Below are 17,404 nucleotides of genomic sequence, written 5' to 3'. Positions count from 1 at the left end.
GGCGGAGACGGCAAAGTCCATTCCAGACCGTGCTCGTGCGCGCCTTCCCAAACTTCGTCGGTCGCTTTCTCGCCGCCGCGGATGGCCTTGATGATCACGTAAACGAAAATCAGTTGCGAGAAACCGAAAACGAAGGCACCGACACTCGACCAAGCATTGAATTCCGCAAACTGGGTCGCGTAATCCGGAATCCGGCGCGGCATGCCGGCCAGTCCCAAAAAGTGCTGCGGGAAGAACAACAGATTGACCGAGATGGTCGACAGCCAGAAATGTAGCTTGCCCAAACGCTCGTCATACATGTGGCCGGTCCACTTGGGCAGCCAGTAATAGGTCGCCGCGAAGAGCGCGAATACCGCACCGGGCACCAACACATAGTGGAAGTGGGCGACGATGAAGTAAGTGTCATGGTACTGGAGGTCGGCAGGCGAAATAGCCATCATCAGCCCAGTGAAGCCTCCCATCGTGAACAGGACCACGAAAGCGATGGCGAATAGCATCGGCGTTTCGAAGGTCATCGCGCCTTTCCACATCGTGGAGACCCAGTTGAACACCTTCACCCCGGTGGGCACGGCGATCAACATCGTGGCGTAGGTGAAATACAGCTCCCCGGCAAGCGGCATGCCGACGGTATACTGGTGATGCGCCCAGACGACGAAAGACAGGAGCCCGATCGAAGCCGTGGCATAAACCATCGAGCTGTAACCGAACAGCGGCTTGCGCGCAAACGTCGGGATAATCATGGAAATCACCCCGAACGAGGGCAGAATCATGATGTAAACCTCGGGATGCCCGAAGAACCAGAACAAGTGCTGATAAAGCACTGGGTCGCCGCCACCGGCTGCATTAAAGAAGCTCGTGCCGAAGAACTTGTCGGTCAGGAGCATGGTCACCGCGCCTGCGAACACCGGCATGACGGCGATCAAGAGGAATGCGGTGATGACCCAGGTCCACACGAACAACGGCATCTTCATCAGCGTCATGCCGGGCGCGCGCATATTGAACACGGTGACGATGATGTTGATCGCCGCCATGATCGACGAGATACCCAGCAAGTGGACCGAAAAGATGGCAAACGGCAGATGCGCGCCGCCTTGGAGAACCAGAGGCGGATAGAGCGTCCACCCGGCTGCCGGCGCACCGCCCTCCATGAACAGCGTGCTCGCGAGGAGCAGCAAGGCGAAAGGCAGAAGCCAGAAACTCCAGTTGTTCAACCGGGGCAAAGCCATATCCGGCGAACCGATCATGATCGGGATCATCCAGTTTGCCAAGCCTGCAAAAGCCGGCATGACCGCGCCAAACACCATGACCAGGGCGTGCAATGTGGTCATTTGGTTAAAGAACATCGGATCCACGAACTGCATGCCGGGTGCGAACAGTTCGGCACGAATGACCAGTGCCATAGCGCCTCCGACCAGGAACATGATCAGGGCGGTGGTCATGTATAAGGTTCCGATATCCTTATGGTTGGTAGTGAACACCCATCTCATGATCCCTTTGGCGGGGCCATGGTCATGATGCTCATCATGAGTTGCCACTGCTGATGACATAGCACTTCACCTCATCTACTGTTAATCGATTAATGTTGCGACTTGATTTCGGACGGCTGAACCATGTCGCCCTTGTTATTGCCGAAGGCGTTCCGCTGATAAGTCACTACGGCGGCGACTTCCACCGGATTGAGCGAATCGTCGAATGCAGGCATCATGTCTCCCTTGCCTTTCAGTACGACGTTAAGGTGTTCATCCATCGAGCCGGTCGCAACCGGACTGTCCTTGATCGCCGGGAAAGTTCCCGGGATGCCTTCGCCATTGGCCTGATGGCAACCCGCGCAACTGGAGTTATAAACCTCCTTCCCTTTCGCCATCAGCTCATCCATGGTGAAAGCCTTGGTCGCTTCGGCCTTGACTACTTCAGCCTTAGTCTTCTGCTCGGCAACCCATTGTTTATATTCCTCGTTGGTCTTGGCGATTACGACAATAGGCATGAAGCCATGATCGCGGCCGCAAAGTTCCGCGCACTGCCCGCGGTAAATGCCCGGTTTCTCGATCTTCGCCCAAGCGTCGGTCACGAAGCCTGGAATGGTATCTTTCTTCCAGCCGAGGTCAGGTACCCACCAGGAGTGGATCACGTCGGCGCCCGTGAACAGAAACCGTATCTTTTTGTTGACCGGGACCACCAAAGGATTATCGACGTTCAGCAGATAATTAGGGATTGAGGCGGGATCGATATTGGCACCCAATTGGCGGGCTTCATTGCTTTTGGCATCCAAGGTACTGAAGAAATCGATGCCTTCGTCGAGATATTCATAGCGCCACTTCCACTGATAGCCGGTGACCTTGACGGTCATGTCCGCTCCACTGGTGTCATAAGCCTTGACCATCACGCTGGTTGCCGGGATAGCCATGCCCAAAAGAATGAGGAAAGGAATAACCGTCCAAACGATTTCGAGTTTTGTATTTTCGTGAAACTGCGCCGGCACCACTCCTTTGGATTTCCGGTGATGCATGATCGAGTAAATCATGAGGCCGTACACGCCTACGCCGATCACTACGCAAATCCACAGAATCAACATGTGTAAATCGTGGATATCGCGGCTGACCTCGGTGACGCCCGGCGTCATGTTAAGTGCATAGTCGGCGTGCGCTTCCCCCCATAACACTAACCCCAACCCAGCAAGCAGTCGTCTTATCTTATTCACGGAGCCCTCTCCTCAGTCTATAGAAATGCTTTGTGTCTAATCATTTGCTATCAAACAAAATCTTTCGCAATTCGCTCGCGAGCGCCGCGCGCTCGGGCTCGGCCAAAAATCGGCCGATTTCAATTTCCTTTCCATGGGAGCGAAACGACAAACGGCTTGGGTACCCTTTTATCGGCGATTCAGTCCAATCGAGCGCAACCCATGCGCGCTGAAATCGGTAGATCTGCTCCGGTGTGCCATAACCTCGCTCCAACTGAACCAAGGTCTCCGTGACCGTAATGACTTCGCGCATCCTACAGTTTCTCAGACCAAGCCTGAAGCAATAGGCCAATAGAACCCATTCCGCCCCGGAAAATGGCAACACGAGCCACGCACCCATCGATGCAAAGCTCCCTGCGATAACCGCCATCACCAAGGCGATTCCGAGCATCAGAAACGATGCTTGACGACCGTTTAGGGACGCATTCGGCGTCAGTACGAATCGTTGGCTGCCAGGCCTAGCATCCCGTTCTGACTCGATCATTCGAACTTCCGACCTCGGCACGATTCATGAGTCGGACACCAACTCGAGTCCGGGCCCAAACAGAACCAAAAACACCTGAGAAAACCGGCCTGCAGCTAGCGCAGCTTAAGCCGCGAGACTGTAACTTATGAATACAGCGCATGCAAGATTTTATCCTTTACCACAGTAGGGAAAATATCCCGCGCAACAAACTCTTTCTCACTATTAAACGGCACGACGGCCAGCAACGGCCAATCGAGCGAATGATCCAAGGTCTCGATATTTTCGGTAGACAATAAAAAATCCGGTTCGATTTGGTTGGCAATCCAGCCTATACAATTCGCGCCGGCATTTTCGATCGCACACTGGGTCAGCAAAGCATGATTCAGACAACCGAGACGCAAACCCACCACAAGCAACACAGGGAGGTCGAGCACCCTGACTAGATCGGCCACCCGTTGCCGCTCGTTCAAAGGCACCTCCCAGCCGCCGACACCTTCCACCACCACGTAGTCGGCGGACCCGGCCAATTCCTCGTAGACCTGCAGAATACGCTGAAAGTCGATTTCTCGGCCCGCCTTCCTGGCGGCGATATGGGGCGAAACCGGGAGTTCGAAAACGAATGGATTGACCTGATTGTAGTCCGGCCGAATCGACGCATTCGCCTGAAGCGACAAGGCATCCTCGTTGACCAACCGTCCATCCTGCCAAAATGCTCCGGTCGCCACCGGCTTCATGGCCGCCACTTTCAGTCCCGTGTCCTGTAACAGCCGCATCAACCCCAAGCTTATGATTGTCTTGCCGACACCGGTGTCGGTACCCGTCACGAAGATACCGCGCGCCTTCAACGACATTTCGCGGGACCTCTGGCACACCCATAAACGACCTCGAAGGTGGCCTCCAGACCACTGCCGCCCGATTGCCGTTCATAGGCCGCGATCATGCGCCGCAACGCGCCCTTGCCGGTTAAATGGCGCGGTCTGTCTAGCGTTACATTATGAGCGCCAAGGCCCTTCAATTCTCGCATCAGTTCATAAACCGAGCCGTACTCCAGCCTATGGACCTCGGCGGCGACATCGATTTCCTGGAATCCCGCCTCTCGCAGGGCCGACCTCACCGCCGCAGAATCGCCGAACCGATTGACGTGGGAGTAATCGTCGACCGATGCCCATGCGGACCGAAGCTCCATCAGTGTCTCGGCACCAAACGTGCTGAAAAGAGCGATACCGCCCGGCCTCAAGACGCGCCCGATTTCGCGAAATACGGAGTCGAGGCCGGAACACCATTGAATCGCCACATTGGAAAAAACCAGGTCGATCGAACGGTCCCGAAATGGCATTGCCTCGGCATCGCCGCATACCAACCGTCCGGCCCCCGACTCGCCATACCGCGACTTGGCGAAACGCAGCATGCCTTCAGCGATATCCAAAGCCACGAGGTCCGCCTTTGGATACAGCTCAATCAGCCGTGTCGCCAAATACCCGGTTCCGGAACCAGCATCCACGATTCTCTCCGGAGCGAGGCTCATACCCGCCAAACGGGACAGCAGCTTCTCGCCTACCCTGCGCTGCAATTCAGCGAGTCCGTCATAACGTTCCGCGGCTGCGCCAAAAGAACGACCGATCAACCGCTTATCGGGACGGCCGTCGGAGCCGCATTCGCTGGTTGGCAAAGATTCAACAGCCATCATGTCTTGCGACGAAATCCGTAATGAACGAGGCGGTCTCCGCGGGATGCGTGAGAAACGGCAGATGGGCCGCCCCATCGATCACATGCAATTCGCTTCGAGGGTTCAGCGCTTGCATCGACGCCCCGGCGGACTTGGGAACCAATCGGTCCCGCGCCCCCAGAATAATCAAGCTGGGAACGATTGATCGACGCAAGACTTCGCGCAAATCGGCCTGCCGCAGCAAATTCAACCCGCTGTGCAGCGCCGCCCCATCGGGGGGATCGCATTCCGCCACTTTCGCCGCCAACTCCTTGACCAGTAGCCTCGCGTTCTCCATGCCGAAGATTTGAAGCCCGAGAAAATGCCGGATCGTGCCTTCATAATCCTCTTCCAAGGCTGAAGCAAACTCCGCGAGCAGCGCGGGATCGACGCCCGGCCAATCGTTTTCCGCTCCGCGGTTCTTCGAGTCGGCCACGAAACGCGCACTTCCGGCCACGACGATGATGCTTTTCGCGCGGGTCGGGCATTGATCCGCAATGTGCAGCACGGGCAAAGCTCCCAGCGACCAGCCCAGCCAGTGGGCACGCTCCGGCGCGGTCTCCATCAAGGCATCGGCAAGATGATCGATGGAAAAGTCGGCGATGCTTTCGCTGCGCCCATGCCCCGGAAGGTCGACCAAAGTGACCCGAGCCTTGGCGGCCAGCATCTCCGCAAAATCCCGCCAAATACCGCTGTGCATTCCCCAGCCATGCACCATAACGAGATCCGGCCCTTGACCGAAAGTTTCCCGGTACAACAGATCTCGCTTTCTCATCCCGAATGACCTGCGGGAGACGGGAGGGCCTCGTTGGTCATACTACGATCCTCACCCCCGTTACTGCCGAATGTTTCAAGCGGCAGATCGGCCAGCGCCCCCAAAAGCCGGTCCACCTGAGCCTCGGTATGCTCGGCGGTAAATGTGAAACGCAAGCGCGCCGTACCGGCCGGAACGGTCGGCGGCCGAATGGCGGCGGCCAGGAAGCCGGCGGACAGCAAGACCTCGCTCGCTCGCACAGCGCTTTGATTGTCGCCTACCACGATCGGCTGAATCGGGGTATCGGATTCCATGAGACGCAGCCCTATCTGCGCAGCCCCGGTGCGGAAGCGATGTACCAGACCATTCACTCTGTCCCGCCGCCAGGATTCTTCCCGAATCAGGCGCAGGCTGGCCCGGGTCGCTTCGGCCACGGCTTGAGGCATGGCCGTCGTGTAAATATAGGTACGGCCGCGCTGGATCAGAAACTCGATAAGATCGGCACTGCCCGCGACGAATGCGCCGAAGGTGCCGAATGCCTTTCCGAGAGTGCCGACGAGCACCGGCACGTCATCCTGGGTCAGACCGAACCGAGCCAGGCTGCCGCGCCCGCCGTCGCCTGTCACCCCGAGACCGTGGGCATCGTCGATCATCAGCAAAGCGCGCCGTTGCCGGGCCAACGCCGCCAAAGCGGGAAGCGGAGCGAGATCGCCATCCATGCTGAATACTCCGTCGCTCGCTATGAGACATTGTTTTCCGACGGAGAGCTCCAGCTCGCGCTTCAGGGCCGCAGGATCGGAATGGGGATAACGCTTGAGCCGGGCGCCCGAAAGCAGCGCAGCGTCGAGCAACGAGGCATGATTGAGGCGATCCTCGAAAACCTCATCGCCGCGCCCCGCTAAAGCGGAAATCACACCGAGATTGGCCATGTAGCCGGTGGAAAACAGCAAGGCGCGTTCCCTGCCGGTAAATTCGGCCAGTTCTTCCTCCAATGCATGATGAGCGCGACCGTGACCACAGACCAGGTGAGCCGCGCCGGCCCCGACGCCATAGCGCTCGGCTCCCTGCCGGAACGCTGCGACGACGGCCGGATGGTTCGCGAGCCCAAGATAGTCGTTGCTGCAAAAGTTGACCACACGCCGTCCGTCGACGGTGACTTCGGCGCCCTGAGGCCCTTCGACGACCTGGCGCCGACGGTAGAGCCCCCGCTTTTCGATCTCGTCGAGCTGACCGCGCAGCCAGTTACGCCACATGTACTTTCAGCAATTCCGAGCTTTCGGAAAAACGCTCAAGCGTGATCGACGCATCCGGACATCCGAATCCCGAGGCGCCGGAAAAGCCGCTTATCGTTCTCGACGGTCGGATTTTCCGTCGTCAAAAGCTTTTCGCCGTAGAAAATGGAGTTGGCGCCGGCGAGGAAACACAGCGCTTGGATTTCATCGCTCATATCCGTACGCCCGGCGGACAAACGCACCCGCGATTTCGGCATGAGGATGCGCGCCACGGCGACCGTCCTCACGAAAACGAAAGAATCCAGTCTGGACGCCCCGGCCAAGGGCGTGCCCTCCACCTGAACCAGCATGTTGATGGGCACGCTCTCGGGATGTTTCGGCAGATTCGCCAATTCGAGAAGCAGCCCTGCGCGGTCCCGGTCGCTCTCCCCCATTCCGACGATTCCGCCGCAGCACACGTTGATCCCGGCATCGCGTACGCGCTCCAGCGTATCGAGACGGTCCTGATAGGTGCGGGTTGTAATGATCTTGGAGTAATACTCTTCCGAGGTGTCCAGATTGTGGTTGTAATAGTCGAGCCCGGACTCTTTCAGCCGCTGCGTCTGGCCGTCCGTGAGCATGCCCAGAGTGACGCAGGTTTCCAGTCCCAAAGCTTTCACGCCCTCGATCATCTCGCAAACCCGCTCGACGTCGCGGTCTTTCGGACTACGCCAGGCCGCCCCCATGCAAAACCGGGTTGCGCCCTGGTCTTTGGCCACGCGCGCCGCGTTCAGCACCTCGTCCAAAGGCATCAAATCTTCGCGCTTCAAATCCGTATCGTAACGGGCGCTCTGCGGACAGTAGGCGCAGTCCTCCGAACAAGCGCCGGTTTTGATGCTCAGGAGACTGCTGACCTGAACCTCGTTCGGATCGAAATGTTGCCGGTGAACGGTTTGCGCCCGATAGACGAGATCGTTGAACGGCAAAGCAAACAATGCCTCGACCTCATCCAATCGCCAGTCGTGACGCAGCGGACTATCCGAAAAATACGCTTGGGCCGCTGCATTCAACTGGAACTCTTCTGCTATTTTCATGGCTACTCCGGGAAAGACTTGAACTATGGCCGGAACCGGCGACTGAACGCTGTCAACTTCAAAAACGGAAAAACGTGAACAAGTGGCCAAACATTATACAGAATTGGCTGTATCCACCCACCTGTTTGTTATGCGGCGATCCGGGCGGCAATGGCATCGATCTTTGCCGGGGCTGCCGGCAATCTTTGCCTTACAACATCATGGCATGCCCGCGCTGCGCCATTCCCATCGAGTCCCCCGTGCCGCACCTCTGCGGAAGCTGTCAGAAAAAGCCCCCGGTTTTCCACTCGGCATTCGCCGTGTTTCGTTACGAGGAGCCCGTCCGCCACCTGATTCATTCGCTGAAATTCGGCGCCCGTTATCCTTGCGGGCGGCTCTTGGGCATTCTAATGGCGGAAAAACTGGCGGCACTGAAAGAAACGCCCTGCGCCATCATGCCGGTTCCGCTCCATCCTAGCCGGTACCGCCAACGGGGATTCAACCAGGCCATCGAGATCGCACGTACGGTTTCGCGCCGCTTGGACATTCCGCTCGATCTCCACAGCTGCCGCCGCATCTGCGCGACCGCCGCCCAAGCAGAACTTCCCGCCAAACAGCGCCGCAAGAACCTGCGCAACGCCTTCGCGGTTGAAACGCCGATCGAGCATCGGCACGTAGCCATTTTGGATGATGTCATCACCACCGGTGCAACGGCGAAGGAGCTTGCCGGGGCGTTACGCCGGGCAGGTGTTGCTAGAGTCGATGTTTGGGCGTGTGCGCGGGCTTGACCTGAGGTTTGAATAATTTTCCTTAAAAAACAATCTCCTTAGTTTGAAGCACCACAAACATGCTGCGCTTCGCTCTCTTGGATTGAGGTTTTGGCATGAGCCGATACGCTTCCCCAAATTCTTGGTGCTTACAAGGCTTCACCGTTTTGTGGAACACATTATTAAAAGCTCTTGGTTTGTAAACCATGGGAACGATGGGTAGAATTCCGGAGTTATAACATCCGCTTTTGCACTGGCCGATCTGTCATTTTGTTCGAGAAATAATGCAGCCTTGGGTATCCACAACAATCGATTCATCCTTTCCCAAGGAACGTATCGGCTTAGTCGTACTAATCGCCTTTTTCTGCGCGCTCATTCTGATTTCCCGCTTCCAATTCCTTGTCGATTTTCCTCATTTGGCACCCGCTGCCGCAGAATCCGTCGCACAGGAAAGCAATAAGTCCGATCCTCATAAAGATCGCGTACCATCCGCCAAACATCAGACGTGCGCCGACGACGACGACGATCATGACCCCGACCGTTACCTGCTCCCTTTTTACTGTTATCCGTTGTCGCGTCCTCTTGCGAAGATTCTCGCGGCCAGCGAGAACGTAACGACGGGCTGGATTTCCAAACCGACAGTCCCACCTCCGCGCCGACTCTGATTCATCATCTTCTGTTTTGATCGGCGGCAGGCATTGATCGGCCGCCGAAGCGAGCACAGCGGCTCCGATCCGCCGTGTGATCGCGCCTGTTCCAAACTTAGAAGCTTGAGGACATGAATGTTTCTGCACCGACGGCAATCGCTTTGTCTATGGGGATCGCTGGCCTTGGCCATGCTCGGTCCGGCTGTGGCCAGCGAGCCACTGACTCTGAGCCAAATACTTGACCTGACCCTCAAAAACAATCCCGAACTCGTCGCTGCCCGCGCCCAAGTCCAGGGAGCGGAAGGCGATCTGATCACCGCCAAGGCTTATCCCAACCCCGAGATTCAAATGGGAGCCGGAGAATCGGTAGCGCGGGATGCGGGGGTCTTGAGGGGAGCTCTGGGCGGCGTCGATATCGCTCAACCCATCGAACTCCCGTATGTCCGCCGCCCTCGCCGGGAAGCCGGCGAAGCCGGCGTGGAAGCGGCCAGCGCATCCTACCGCGTTGTCAGCCTCAATGTGCTGACCCGGGTCAAGCAGGCGTTCTATAACGTGCTGCGGCAGCAGGAGCTGCTTCGTATGACGGAAGCCAATCGGGAGCTCCTCGAATCCATACGCGATAAGATCAGGTTGCGCGTCGAGGTCGGTGAATCCTCCCGCTACGAACTGGTCAAGGCGGAAGCGGAACAGCTGGGAGCCACCAAAAACCGGGAAAGCGCCGCCTTGCGCGTAGAACAGGCAAAAACCGCCCTGCGCGCCTTTATCGGCGGCGCATTGCCTCCCAAGATAGAAATCGTCGGCGAACTGCCGTCCGAAATTCCTCCCCCCGACCTCGATAAACTCCGGGATAGCGTCTTGCAAAATCACCCGGCCCTAGTTCAGGCGCGCGCGGAAGTCGACCGGGCCAAGTCCCAGCTCGAACTGGAACAGGCTCTGCGCTATCCCCAACCCACCATAAAAGCCGGCGTCTATCGTGAGCCCCACCTGGAGCAATGGCGGGTGGACCTCATCGTGCCGCTTCCTCTGTGGAATCAGCGGCAAGGCCCCATCGCCCGCGCCGCCGCCGACCGGGCGCGGGCGGACGCCCTAGCGAATCAGCAGCAACTGAGCCTCGTATACGAACTGGACACCGCGATTACCGCCTTCCGCATCGCCAGTCAGCAAATCGAGACCTTCGAATCCGGCCTGCTGCGCGAAGCCGAATCGGCACTGAAAGTCGCCGAAGCCGCCTACCGCCTCGGCGAAAGAGGCATTCTCGATTATTTGGATGCCCAGCGCACATTTCAAGCGGTACGCGTCGACTACATCAACGCCTTGTTCGATAAGAACGCCGCGCTGCTCGAAATCGAGCGGCTTCGGGCTCAGGACTATCAGGATCAGCCGTTATGAAAAAACCCATATTTTTTGCGTTGCTTGCACTTGGCGTCTGGCCCGTCTTCGGACAGCAGGAGCTCCAAAATGCGGAGACGACCGCCGAGATTGCCGTCAAGGCGCCCCCATCATTACTTGAACGACTCAAAATCGAACCTGTCACATCGACGGAAATCGGCGAAACCCTTCATTTGCCGGGCCGGGTCACATTGAACGAGCACCGAGTGGCTCGCGTCGGGCCGAGCGTCACCGGCCGGGTGACCAACGTAATGGCCTTCATTGGACAAAACGTGCGCCAAGGTGAGCGCTTGGCGACCATCAACAGCACCGAGCTGAGCATCGCTCAGGCCGCATATTTGAAAGCCAAGACGCAAATGAACCTGCACCGGCTGGCGGTCGACCGGGCGCGCCGGCTGCTGAAAGCCGACGTGATCAGCCGTGCGGAGCTCACCGAGCGGGAAAGCGAATTGACGGAAGTCGAGGTGGAAGTCCGCGCCAGCGCGGACCAACTGGCGGTAATGGGCATGAGCGAGAACGCCATTCAACGCCTGTCGAACAGCGGCCAGATCGATTCGGTGATCCCGGTCACGGCTACGCTGTCGGGAACGGTCATCGAGCGGGAGATTTCCATAGGCCAAATCGTCCAGCCCGCCGATGACTTGTTCACGATCGCCGATCTGTCCGAAGTCTGGGTCGTAGCCGAAGCACCGGAGCAGAAAGCCTATCTGGTCGAAATAGGAGGCCGGGCCGAGGTGCAGATTCCGGCGCTGCCCGGACAGAAAATCACCGGCAAGGTGATCTACGTGGCGGATATCGTCAATCCATCGACTCGCACGGTGACCGTGCGCATGGAGCTTGAAAACCCGGAACGCAAGATCAAACCGGAAATGCTGGCGACCATGGTCATTCATCGGCCCCGAATCACCTCGCTCAATATCCCGGCCAAAGCCGTCGTGAGAACCGGCGACCGGGACTATGTGTTCGTGCATGCGACCGAAGACCAGTTCGTATTGACACCGGTATCCTTGGGCCCGGATCTGGGCGGACTCCGCCGGGTCATCGCGGGATTGACCGAAGGACAGCGGATAGTCGTCGATGGCGCGTTCCATCTGAACAACGAACGTATCCGCAAAGAGCTGGAGTAGGCCATGATCGAAAACTTGATCCGCGCCGCCCTGAAGCAGCGACTGGTAGTCGTCATCATCGCGTTGTGCCTGGTCGCGTTCGGCTTCAACGCCATGCAGAACCTATCCATCGACGCCTTTCCCGACGTGACCAACGTCCAAGTCCAAGTGGCCGCCGAAGTGCCCGGCAGCTCTGCGGAAGAAGTCGAGCGATTCGTGACCGTTCCTTTGGAAATCGCCATGACGGGGCTTCCAGGCCTGGTCGAGATGCGCTCGGTGAACCGCAATGCTCTGTCGCAGATCGTCCTGGTCTTCAACGACGAAACCGATGTCTATTTCGCCCGGCAACTGGTGCTCGAACGGCTGATCGAAGCGGCGGAACGCTTGCCGGAAGGCGTCACGCCCGTTCTCGGACCGGTTTCCTCAGGACTGGGCGAAGTCTACCAATACACCCTGGAGCGGCCCGACGACGGCGAACGCGCCCTGACCGAGGAGGAACTGACCGAGCGCAGGACCATACAGGATTGGGTAGTCCGCCCACTGCTCCGCGGCATCCCCGGCGTCGCCGAAATCAACTCGATCGGCGGCTTGGAGCGTCAGTATCAGGTCCTTCCCAATCCAGACCGCTTGCGCCATTACGGCCTGACGCTAAAAGACGTCTACACCGCGCTGGCCCTGAACAACGCCAACAGCGGCGGCGGCAAATTGCCGCAATACGCCGAACAATACCTCATCCGCGGTGTCGGCTTGATTCACGATGTCGAGGATATCGGCAACATCGTCCTCAAGGAAATCGAGGGCACGCCTATCTATATCCACGATGTCAGCGAGGTTCGCATCGGTCATGCGGTACGTTCCGGCGCCGTGATCAAAAACGGCTACACGGAAGCCGTGGGCGGGATCGTTCTGCAGCTACGCGGCGGCAACGCCAAGGAGATCGTCGGCCGGGTCAAGGAACGGATCAACGAAATCAACGAACAAGGGATGCTGCCGGACGGTCTTAAAATCGTGCCGTTCTACGATCGCACCGACCTGGTGGATGCGGCGATCCACACCGTGACCAAGGTACTGATGGAAGGCATTTTCCTGGTGGTGATCGTGCTGTTCCTGTACTTGGGCGACATCCGCTCCAGCCTGATCGTGGTGGCGACGCTGATCATCACGCCGCTGGTTACCTTCATGGCGATGAACCACTACGGAATCTCGGCCAACTTGATGTCCCTCGGCGGGCTCGCCATCGCCATCGGCATCATGGTGGACGGCTCGGTGGTAGTCGTGGAAAACGCCTTTCACCATTTGGGCGAGGCTAAAGAAACCGGCGAAAGCCGCAGCTTGATCGTTCTGCGCGCCGCCGCCGAGGTGGGCACGCCCGTGCTGTTCGGGGTGGGCATCATCTGCCTGGTGTTCCTGCCGCTCATGACGATGACCGGGCTCGAAGGCAAGATGTTCGCGCCGCTCGCCTACACCATCGCCATCGCCCTGTTCATCTCGCTGATCGTGTCGCTCACCCTGTCGCCGGTGCTGTGCTCCTACCTTCTCAAAGGCGGGGCGGATCACGACACGCGCATCATCGCATTCATGAAGCGACCCTACCTCAAGCTGCTGCACTTTGCCCTGGGCAATCCTTTGAAGGTAGTGGCGAGCGCCCTAGCTTTACTGGTCTGCAGCCTCTTGCTGTTTCCGTTCCTGGGAACGTCCTTCATTCCCGAGATGAAAGAAGGCTCCATCGTACCCGGCATCAATCGGGTGCCGAGCATGTCGCTGGACGAGTCGATCCGCCTCGAAAGCGAAGCCATGCGCCTGGCAATGGAAGTGCCCGGGGTGGCTAAAGCCGTTTCACAATTGGGACGGAGCGAAAGCCCGACCGATCCGCAGCCGGAAAACGAATCCACGCCTATCGTGACGCTCAAGCCCCAGGATCAGCTTCCGGACGGCTGGGATCAGAACGATGTCATGGACGCCATCCGCGAAAAGCTCAAGGTGCTGCCGGGCGTGAATATCGTGATGGCGCAGCCGATCTCGGACCGGGTGGACGAAATGGTGACCGGGGTGCGCTCCGATATCGCCATCAAGCTGTTCGGCGACGAACTGGAAGTGCTGAAGCAAAAGGCCGATGAAATCATCAGGGTGCTCAACTCGATCGAAGGCGCCGCCGACATCCGCGTCGAACGCGTGAGCGGCCAGCAGTATCTCACCATCGATATCGACCGCCAGGCCATCGCCCGCCACGGCATCAACGTGGCCGACATCAACGACATCATCGAGACCGCCATCGGCGGCCGCGTCAGTACCGAAATCTACGAGGGCGAGCGGCGGTTTTCGGCGGTAGTCCGGTTTCCTGAAAAATTCAGAAACAATCCGCAGGCCATCGGACAAATACTGCTGAAATCCCCCAATGGCGCCCTGGTGCCGCTGGAAGATTTGGCCATCATCGAGGTCGTGGACGGACCGGCGCAGATCAGCCGCGAAACTGCCCGGCGCCGTCTGGTGATCGGCGCGAACGTCAGGGGCCGCGATTTGGGCGGCTTCGTCGCGGAACTGCAAAAGGCCGTCGCCGAGCAAGTGAAGCTTCCGGAAGGCTATTACGTCACCTGGGGCGGACAATTCGAAAATCTCGACCGGGCCATGCACCGCCTGATGGTGATTATCCCCATCACCATCGCGGCGATCTTCTTTCTGTTGTTTTTGCTGTTCAACTCCTTACGCTTCGCCGCCCTCATCATTCTGGTGCTGCCGTTCGCGTCGATGGGCGGCATCTTCTCGCTGTTTCTCACCGGGGAGTACCTCTCGGTCCCGGCCTCGGTCGGCTTCATCACCTTGTGGGGCATTGCGGTGCTGAACGGGGTGGTGCTGGTGTCTTATATTCGAGGGCTGAGGGAAGATGGGCTGTGCCAGGCGGACGCTATCGTCGAAGGCTGCAGGCAGCGCTTCCGGCCGGTGATGATGACCGCGACGGTCGCGATGCTCGGCCTGGTGCCCTTCCTGTTCGCCACAGGTCCCGGCTCCGAAGTCCAGCGCCCGCTGGCGATCGTGGTGATCGGCGGATTGATCACCTCGACCCTGCTCACCCTGGTGGTGCTGCCGACCCTGTACCGATGGTTCGAAGAAAAACGCATCGAAGCTTGAAAGAGGAGAGTCCATGAAAGAGATCAAAGCCATCATCCAGCCCCAGCGGCTGAGCAAGCTCAGAAACGCATTCCGCCAGATGCGCGGCTTTCCGGGAATGACTGTGAGCCGGGTGGAAGGTTGCAGCCAGCACGAGGAACCGGAAGTCAGCCACGGCATTCGGGAAGAATTGACCGATTTTTCGCCCAAGGTTCGGGTGGAAATCGTCGCCCCGGACGACAAGGTGGATGAGATCGTCCAAATCATCCGTGAAAACTGCCGCACCGGAAAACGCGGCGACGGGATTCTGTGGATCACGGAGACCGGAAGCTTTGAGCGAATTCGGATCGAGTAGAATCCGGCGACGTTTTCACCCGTTAAGTGAGCCGCCTCCGGTCAGGCCCGGAATTCTACCACCACCGGGGCATGATCGGACGGCCGTTCGAGCTTTCTGGGCTCGACATCGATGCGGCAGCCCAAGCAATCGTCGGCCAGCAGGGCACTGACCAGAATATGATCGATCCGCAGCCCCATGTTGCGACGGAACGCATTGAGACGGTAATCCCACCACGTATAGCTCTTTTCGGCCTGATCGAAGCGCCGGAAAACGTCGATTAACCCTAAATCGAGCAAGGCGCGAAACGCCTCCCGCTCCGGCGTGCTGCAGAGAATCCTCTCGCGCCAGGACTCGGGATCATAGACGTCCCGATCCTCGGGCGCGATGTTGAAATCGCCCAGAACGACCAAGCGCGGGTGACGCTCGAATTCGAGGCGCAGGTAATCGCGCATCTTGGACAGCCAGTCCAGCTTGTAGGCGTACTTGTCCGAACCCACCTCCCCGCCGTTCGGCACGTAAAGATTGACGATCCGGTAGTCGCCGATAGTAACCGCAAGAATGCGCCGCTGAGGATCGTCGAAGCCTGTCGGATCGGTGACCGGATCGCAACAATCGAGCTTGCTGAACACCGCAACGCCGTTATAGGTTTTCTGTCCGCTGTAAACCGAGCGATAGCCGGCCTCGGCCAGTTCCGCGACCGGAAACTCCGGATCGCTCATCTTGGTTTCTTGAACGGCAAGCACATCGGGCTGTTCCCGTCCGAGCCAGTTCAAAACGTGGGGCAGACGTACGCGCAGGGAGTTGACGTTCCAAGTGGCGATTTTCATATCACTCAGCCTTCGCCAAGTCAGCCATTTTTTTCTCCAGATTCTTCAACCGCGTCCACATCTCGTGCAAGCGCGGAAAAACCGCCATGTTTTTCAGATATTGCTGTAACGGCTGGGCGGGCCCGCCGGCGTACATGCCGGGCTGCTTGATGCTGTTGTGGAGCCCGGCGCGGTGGAGCAGCACGACGTCGTCGGCCACGGTAATATGGTCCAGGGTTCCGGTCTGGCCGGAAGCGATGACCCTTTTCCCGAACCGGGTCGACCCGGAAATGCCGGTATGAGCGCAGAGAATGCAGTCTTCGCCGATTTCGACGTTGTGGCCGATATGGCACAGGGCATCGATTACGGCTCCTGAGCGTATGATGGTGGCTCCGTAGGTGGCGCGATCGATATTGGTATTGGCGCCGATCACTACCCGGTCCTCGACGATAACCTTGCCGGTGTGCGGAATGCGGTAATTGCGACGGCGCTCGTCCTGGGCGAACCCGAAACCTTCCGAGCCGATCACGCAGCCGGCCTTCAGGATGACGTTGGCACCGATCTCGCACTCGTAGCCGACGGTGCAGCGCGGATGGATCACCGTCTCCCGCCCGATTTTCGCCTTCTTTTCCACCACCGTATTCGCCATGATCACTACGCCGGGGCCGAGACTGACCTCGGCGCCTAGCACCACGCCGGGACCGATCACCGCATCCTCGGGCACCGCGACGCTCTCGTGAATCACCGCGGAAGGGTGAATCCGGGGCCATTCGACATCCCGCACGTCGCGGTCGCCGTAAGTCTGCTTGAGCAGCGCGATGGCCAGGCGCACATTCGGTGCGATCAGCAGAGACGCCCCGGCATCGCTCAATTCTGCGGCGATCGCCTCGGTAGTCACTACTGCGGCGGGCTTCAGTTCACGGACTTGGGGCAGATATTTCACATGATCTACGAACACCAAGTCCCCGGGCGCGCAATCGTCGACAGGCGCGAGGCGGCGGATGACTTGATCAGGTCCGCGGTGGTCGACGATCAGACCCTGAGTCCTGAAACGCTCAAATACTTCCGAGGCGAGTAAATTCATAGATAAATCCAAGTATTTAAGATTGAACGGGAATAATCCTAGAAACGGCAATCGGGTGAGCCGCAGCTTCACCCAAGCGGCGAAGCGGATAAAAGCCGGAATAGCCGGGACTCATGAAGTTCTTCGAGCCCATCGAAGCGGTCAATTGCCCTTTCTAGGATAATATGAAGCCGGAAAAAGGCGGGCAACCCCTTTCGTGGTATCGCAATGCACTTAA

The 17,404-nt window shown here is 58.5% G+C and carries 16 protein-coding genes; 5 read left to right on the top strand and 11 right to left on the bottom strand.

Annotated elements, in window-relative coordinates:
- The 8 genes from ctaD to bioB form a co-directional block, all read right to left on the bottom strand.
- A partial coding sequence (gene ctaD / locus B2A78_RS24880; protein ID WP_077732748.1) for a cytochrome c oxidase subunit I occupies nucleotides 1-1,547 on the bottom strand: 1,547 nt, incomplete at its 3' end.
- Between the two features lie 29 nt (nucleotides 1,548-1,576).
- Nucleotides 1,577-2,698, bottom strand: coding sequence for a cytochrome c oxidase subunit II (gene coxB / locus B2A78_RS24875; RefSeq protein ID WP_077732746.1), 1,122 nt, complete (start codon nucleotides 2,696-2,698; stop codon nucleotides 1,577-1,579).
- A gap of 40 nt (nucleotides 2,699-2,738) precedes the next feature.
- Entirely contained in the window at nucleotides 2,739-3,221 is a 483-nt protein-coding gene (locus tag B2A78_RS24870) for a DUF2244 domain-containing protein (RefSeq protein WP_077732745.1), read from the bottom strand.
- A 125-nt stretch (nucleotides 3,222-3,346) separates the two neighbouring features.
- On the bottom strand, nucleotides 3,347-4,054 hold the full coding sequence (gene bioD, locus B2A78_RS24865) for a dethiobiotin synthase (protein ID WP_077732744.1): 708 nt from the start codon (nucleotides 4,052-4,054) through the stop codon (nucleotides 3,347-3,349).
- Nucleotides 4,045-4,890 (bottom strand): malonyl-ACP O-methyltransferase BioC, encoded by an 846-nt coding sequence (bioC, locus tag B2A78_RS24860; RefSeq protein WP_240502678.1) that lies wholly within the window; start codon nucleotides 4,888-4,890, stop codon nucleotides 4,045-4,047. The genes bioD and bioC overlap by 10 nt, the downstream gene beginning before the upstream one ends.
- Nucleotides 4,877-5,683 (bottom strand): pimeloyl-ACP methyl ester esterase BioH, encoded by an 807-nt coding sequence (gene bioH / locus B2A78_RS24855; RefSeq protein WP_077732743.1) that lies wholly within the window; start codon nucleotides 5,681-5,683, stop codon nucleotides 4,877-4,879. The genes bioC and bioH overlap by 14 nt, the downstream gene beginning before the upstream one ends.
- Complete coding sequence (bioF, locus tag B2A78_RS24850) at nucleotides 5,680-6,915, bottom strand: 8-amino-7-oxononanoate synthase (protein WP_077732742.1); 1,236 nt, start codon at nucleotides 6,913-6,915, stop codon at nucleotides 5,680-5,682. The genes bioH and bioF overlap by 4 nt, the downstream gene beginning before the upstream one ends.
- 35 nt (nucleotides 6,916-6,950) lie before the next feature.
- Nucleotides 6,951-7,967: a biotin synthase BioB gene (gene bioB / locus B2A78_RS24845; protein WP_077732741.1), complete on the bottom strand. Its 1,017-nt coding sequence runs from the start codon at nucleotides 7,965-7,967 to the stop codon at nucleotides 6,951-6,953.
- A gap of 74 nt (nucleotides 7,968-8,041) precedes the next feature.
- Here bioB and B2A78_RS24840 point away from each other — a divergent pair, with 74 nt between their 5' ends.
- The gene (locus B2A78_RS24840) at nucleotides 8,042-8,734 is read left to right on the top strand and encodes a ComF family protein (protein ID WP_077732740.1); all 693 of its coding nucleotides are present in this window, start codon (nucleotides 8,042-8,044) and stop codon (nucleotides 8,732-8,734) included.
- 329 nt (nucleotides 8,735-9,063) lie between these two features.
- On the opposite strand, the gene B2A78_RS26240 is transcribed toward B2A78_RS24840, so the two are convergent.
- Nucleotides 9,064-9,243, bottom strand: a complete 180-nt coding sequence (locus B2A78_RS26240) for a hypothetical protein (RefSeq protein ID WP_139841141.1) — start codon at nucleotides 9,241-9,243, stop codon at nucleotides 9,064-9,066.
- Between the two features lie 252 nt (nucleotides 9,244-9,495).
- Between B2A78_RS26240 and B2A78_RS24830 the strand changes: the two genes are divergently transcribed.
- The 4 genes from B2A78_RS24830 to B2A78_RS24815 are packed head-to-tail and all read left to right on the top strand — an operon-like array spanning nucleotide 9,496 to nucleotide 15,315.
- Nucleotides 9,496-10,749, top strand: coding sequence for a TolC family protein (locus B2A78_RS24830; RefSeq protein ID WP_077732738.1), 1,254 nt, complete (start codon nucleotides 9,496-9,498; stop codon nucleotides 10,747-10,749).
- Nucleotides 10,746-11,876 (top strand): efflux RND transporter periplasmic adaptor subunit, encoded by a 1,131-nt coding sequence (locus tag B2A78_RS24825; RefSeq protein WP_077732737.1) that lies wholly within the window; start codon nucleotides 10,746-10,748, stop codon nucleotides 11,874-11,876. The genes B2A78_RS24830 and B2A78_RS24825 overlap by 4 nt, the downstream gene beginning before the upstream one ends.
- 3 nt (nucleotides 11,877-11,879) lie before the next feature.
- Nucleotides 11,880-14,981: an efflux RND transporter permease subunit gene (locus tag B2A78_RS24820; protein WP_077732736.1), complete on the top strand. Its 3,102-nt coding sequence runs from the start codon at nucleotides 11,880-11,882 to the stop codon at nucleotides 14,979-14,981.
- A 13-nt stretch (nucleotides 14,982-14,994) separates the two neighbouring features.
- Entirely contained in the window at nucleotides 14,995-15,315 is a 321-nt protein-coding gene (locus tag B2A78_RS24815; protein ID WP_077732735.1) for a P-II family nitrogen regulator, read from the top strand.
- Between the two features lie 41 nt (nucleotides 15,316-15,356).
- On the opposite strand, the gene xth is transcribed toward B2A78_RS24815, so the two are convergent.
- Together xth and lpxD are read right to left on the bottom strand one after the other, a co-directional pair.
- Complete coding sequence (gene xth / locus B2A78_RS24810) at nucleotides 15,357-16,124, bottom strand: exodeoxyribonuclease III (RefSeq protein WP_077732734.1); 768 nt, start codon at nucleotides 16,122-16,124, stop codon at nucleotides 15,357-15,359.
- A gap of 1 nt (nucleotide 16,125) precedes the next feature.
- A complete protein-coding gene (lpxD, locus tag B2A78_RS24805) occupies nucleotides 16,126-17,187 on the bottom strand; it encodes a UDP-3-O-(3-hydroxymyristoyl)glucosamine N-acyltransferase (RefSeq protein WP_077732733.1) in 1,062 nt (353 codons plus the stop codon).
- Between the last annotated feature and the right edge of the window lie 217 nt (nucleotides 17,188-17,404).

Origin of the sequence: Methylocaldum sp. 14B (assembly GCF_002005105.1) — a bacterium.
Lineage (GTDB): Bacteria > Pseudomonadota > Gammaproteobacteria > Methylococcales > Methylococcaceae > Methylocaldum.
Note: the sequence above shows the minus strand (reverse complement) of the source record. Positions and strands in the feature narration are given on the sequence as shown.

Excerpts from the sequence above, each read along its gene's own strand:
- B2A78_RS26240 (WP_139841141.1), bottom strand. The coding sequence starts at position 9,243 with ATGATCGTCGTCGTCGTCGGCGCACGTCTGATGTTTGGCGGATGGTAC.
- B2A78_RS24825 (WP_077732737.1), top strand. The coding sequence starts at position 10,746 with ATGAAAAAACCCATATTTTTTGCGTTGCTTGCACTTGGCGTCTGGCCC.
- B2A78_RS24815 (WP_077732735.1), top strand. The coding sequence starts at position 14,995 with ATGAAAGAGATCAAAGCCATCATCCAGCCCCAGCGGCTGAGCAAGCTC.
- xth (WP_077732734.1), bottom strand. The coding sequence starts at position 16,124 with ATGAAAATCGCCACTTGGAACGTCAACTCCCTGCGCGTACGTCTGCCC.
- B2A78_RS24870 (WP_077732745.1), bottom strand. The coding sequence starts at position 3,221 with ATGATCGAGTCAGAACGGGATGCTAGGCCTGGCAGCCAACGATTCGTA.
- B2A78_RS24820 (WP_077732736.1), top strand. The coding sequence starts at position 11,880 with ATGATCGAAAACTTGATCCGCGCCGCCCTGAAGCAGCGACTGGTAGTC.
- bioD (WP_077732744.1), bottom strand. The coding sequence starts at position 4,054 with ATGTCGTTGAAGGCGCGCGGTATCTTCGTGACGGGTACCGACACCGGT.
- bioH (WP_077732743.1), bottom strand. The coding sequence starts at position 5,683 with ATGAGAAAGCGAGATCTGTTGTACCGGGAAACTTTCGGTCAAGGGCCG.
- bioC (WP_240502678.1), bottom strand. The coding sequence starts at position 4,890 with ATGATGGCTGTTGAATCTTTGCCAACCAGCGAATGCGGCTCCGACGGC.
- bioB (WP_077732741.1), bottom strand. The coding sequence starts at position 7,967 with ATGAAAATAGCAGAAGAGTTCCAGTTGAATGCAGCGGCCCAAGCGTAT.
- bioF (WP_077732742.1), bottom strand. The coding sequence starts at position 6,915 with ATGTGGCGTAACTGGCTGCGCGGTCAGCTCGACGAGATCGAAAAGCGG.
- lpxD (WP_077732733.1), bottom strand. The coding sequence starts at position 17,187 with ATGAATTTACTCGCCTCGGAAGTATTTGAGCGTTTCAGGACTCAGGGT.
- B2A78_RS24830 (WP_077732738.1), top strand. The coding sequence starts at position 9,496 with ATGTTTCTGCACCGACGGCAATCGCTTTGTCTATGGGGATCGCTGGCC.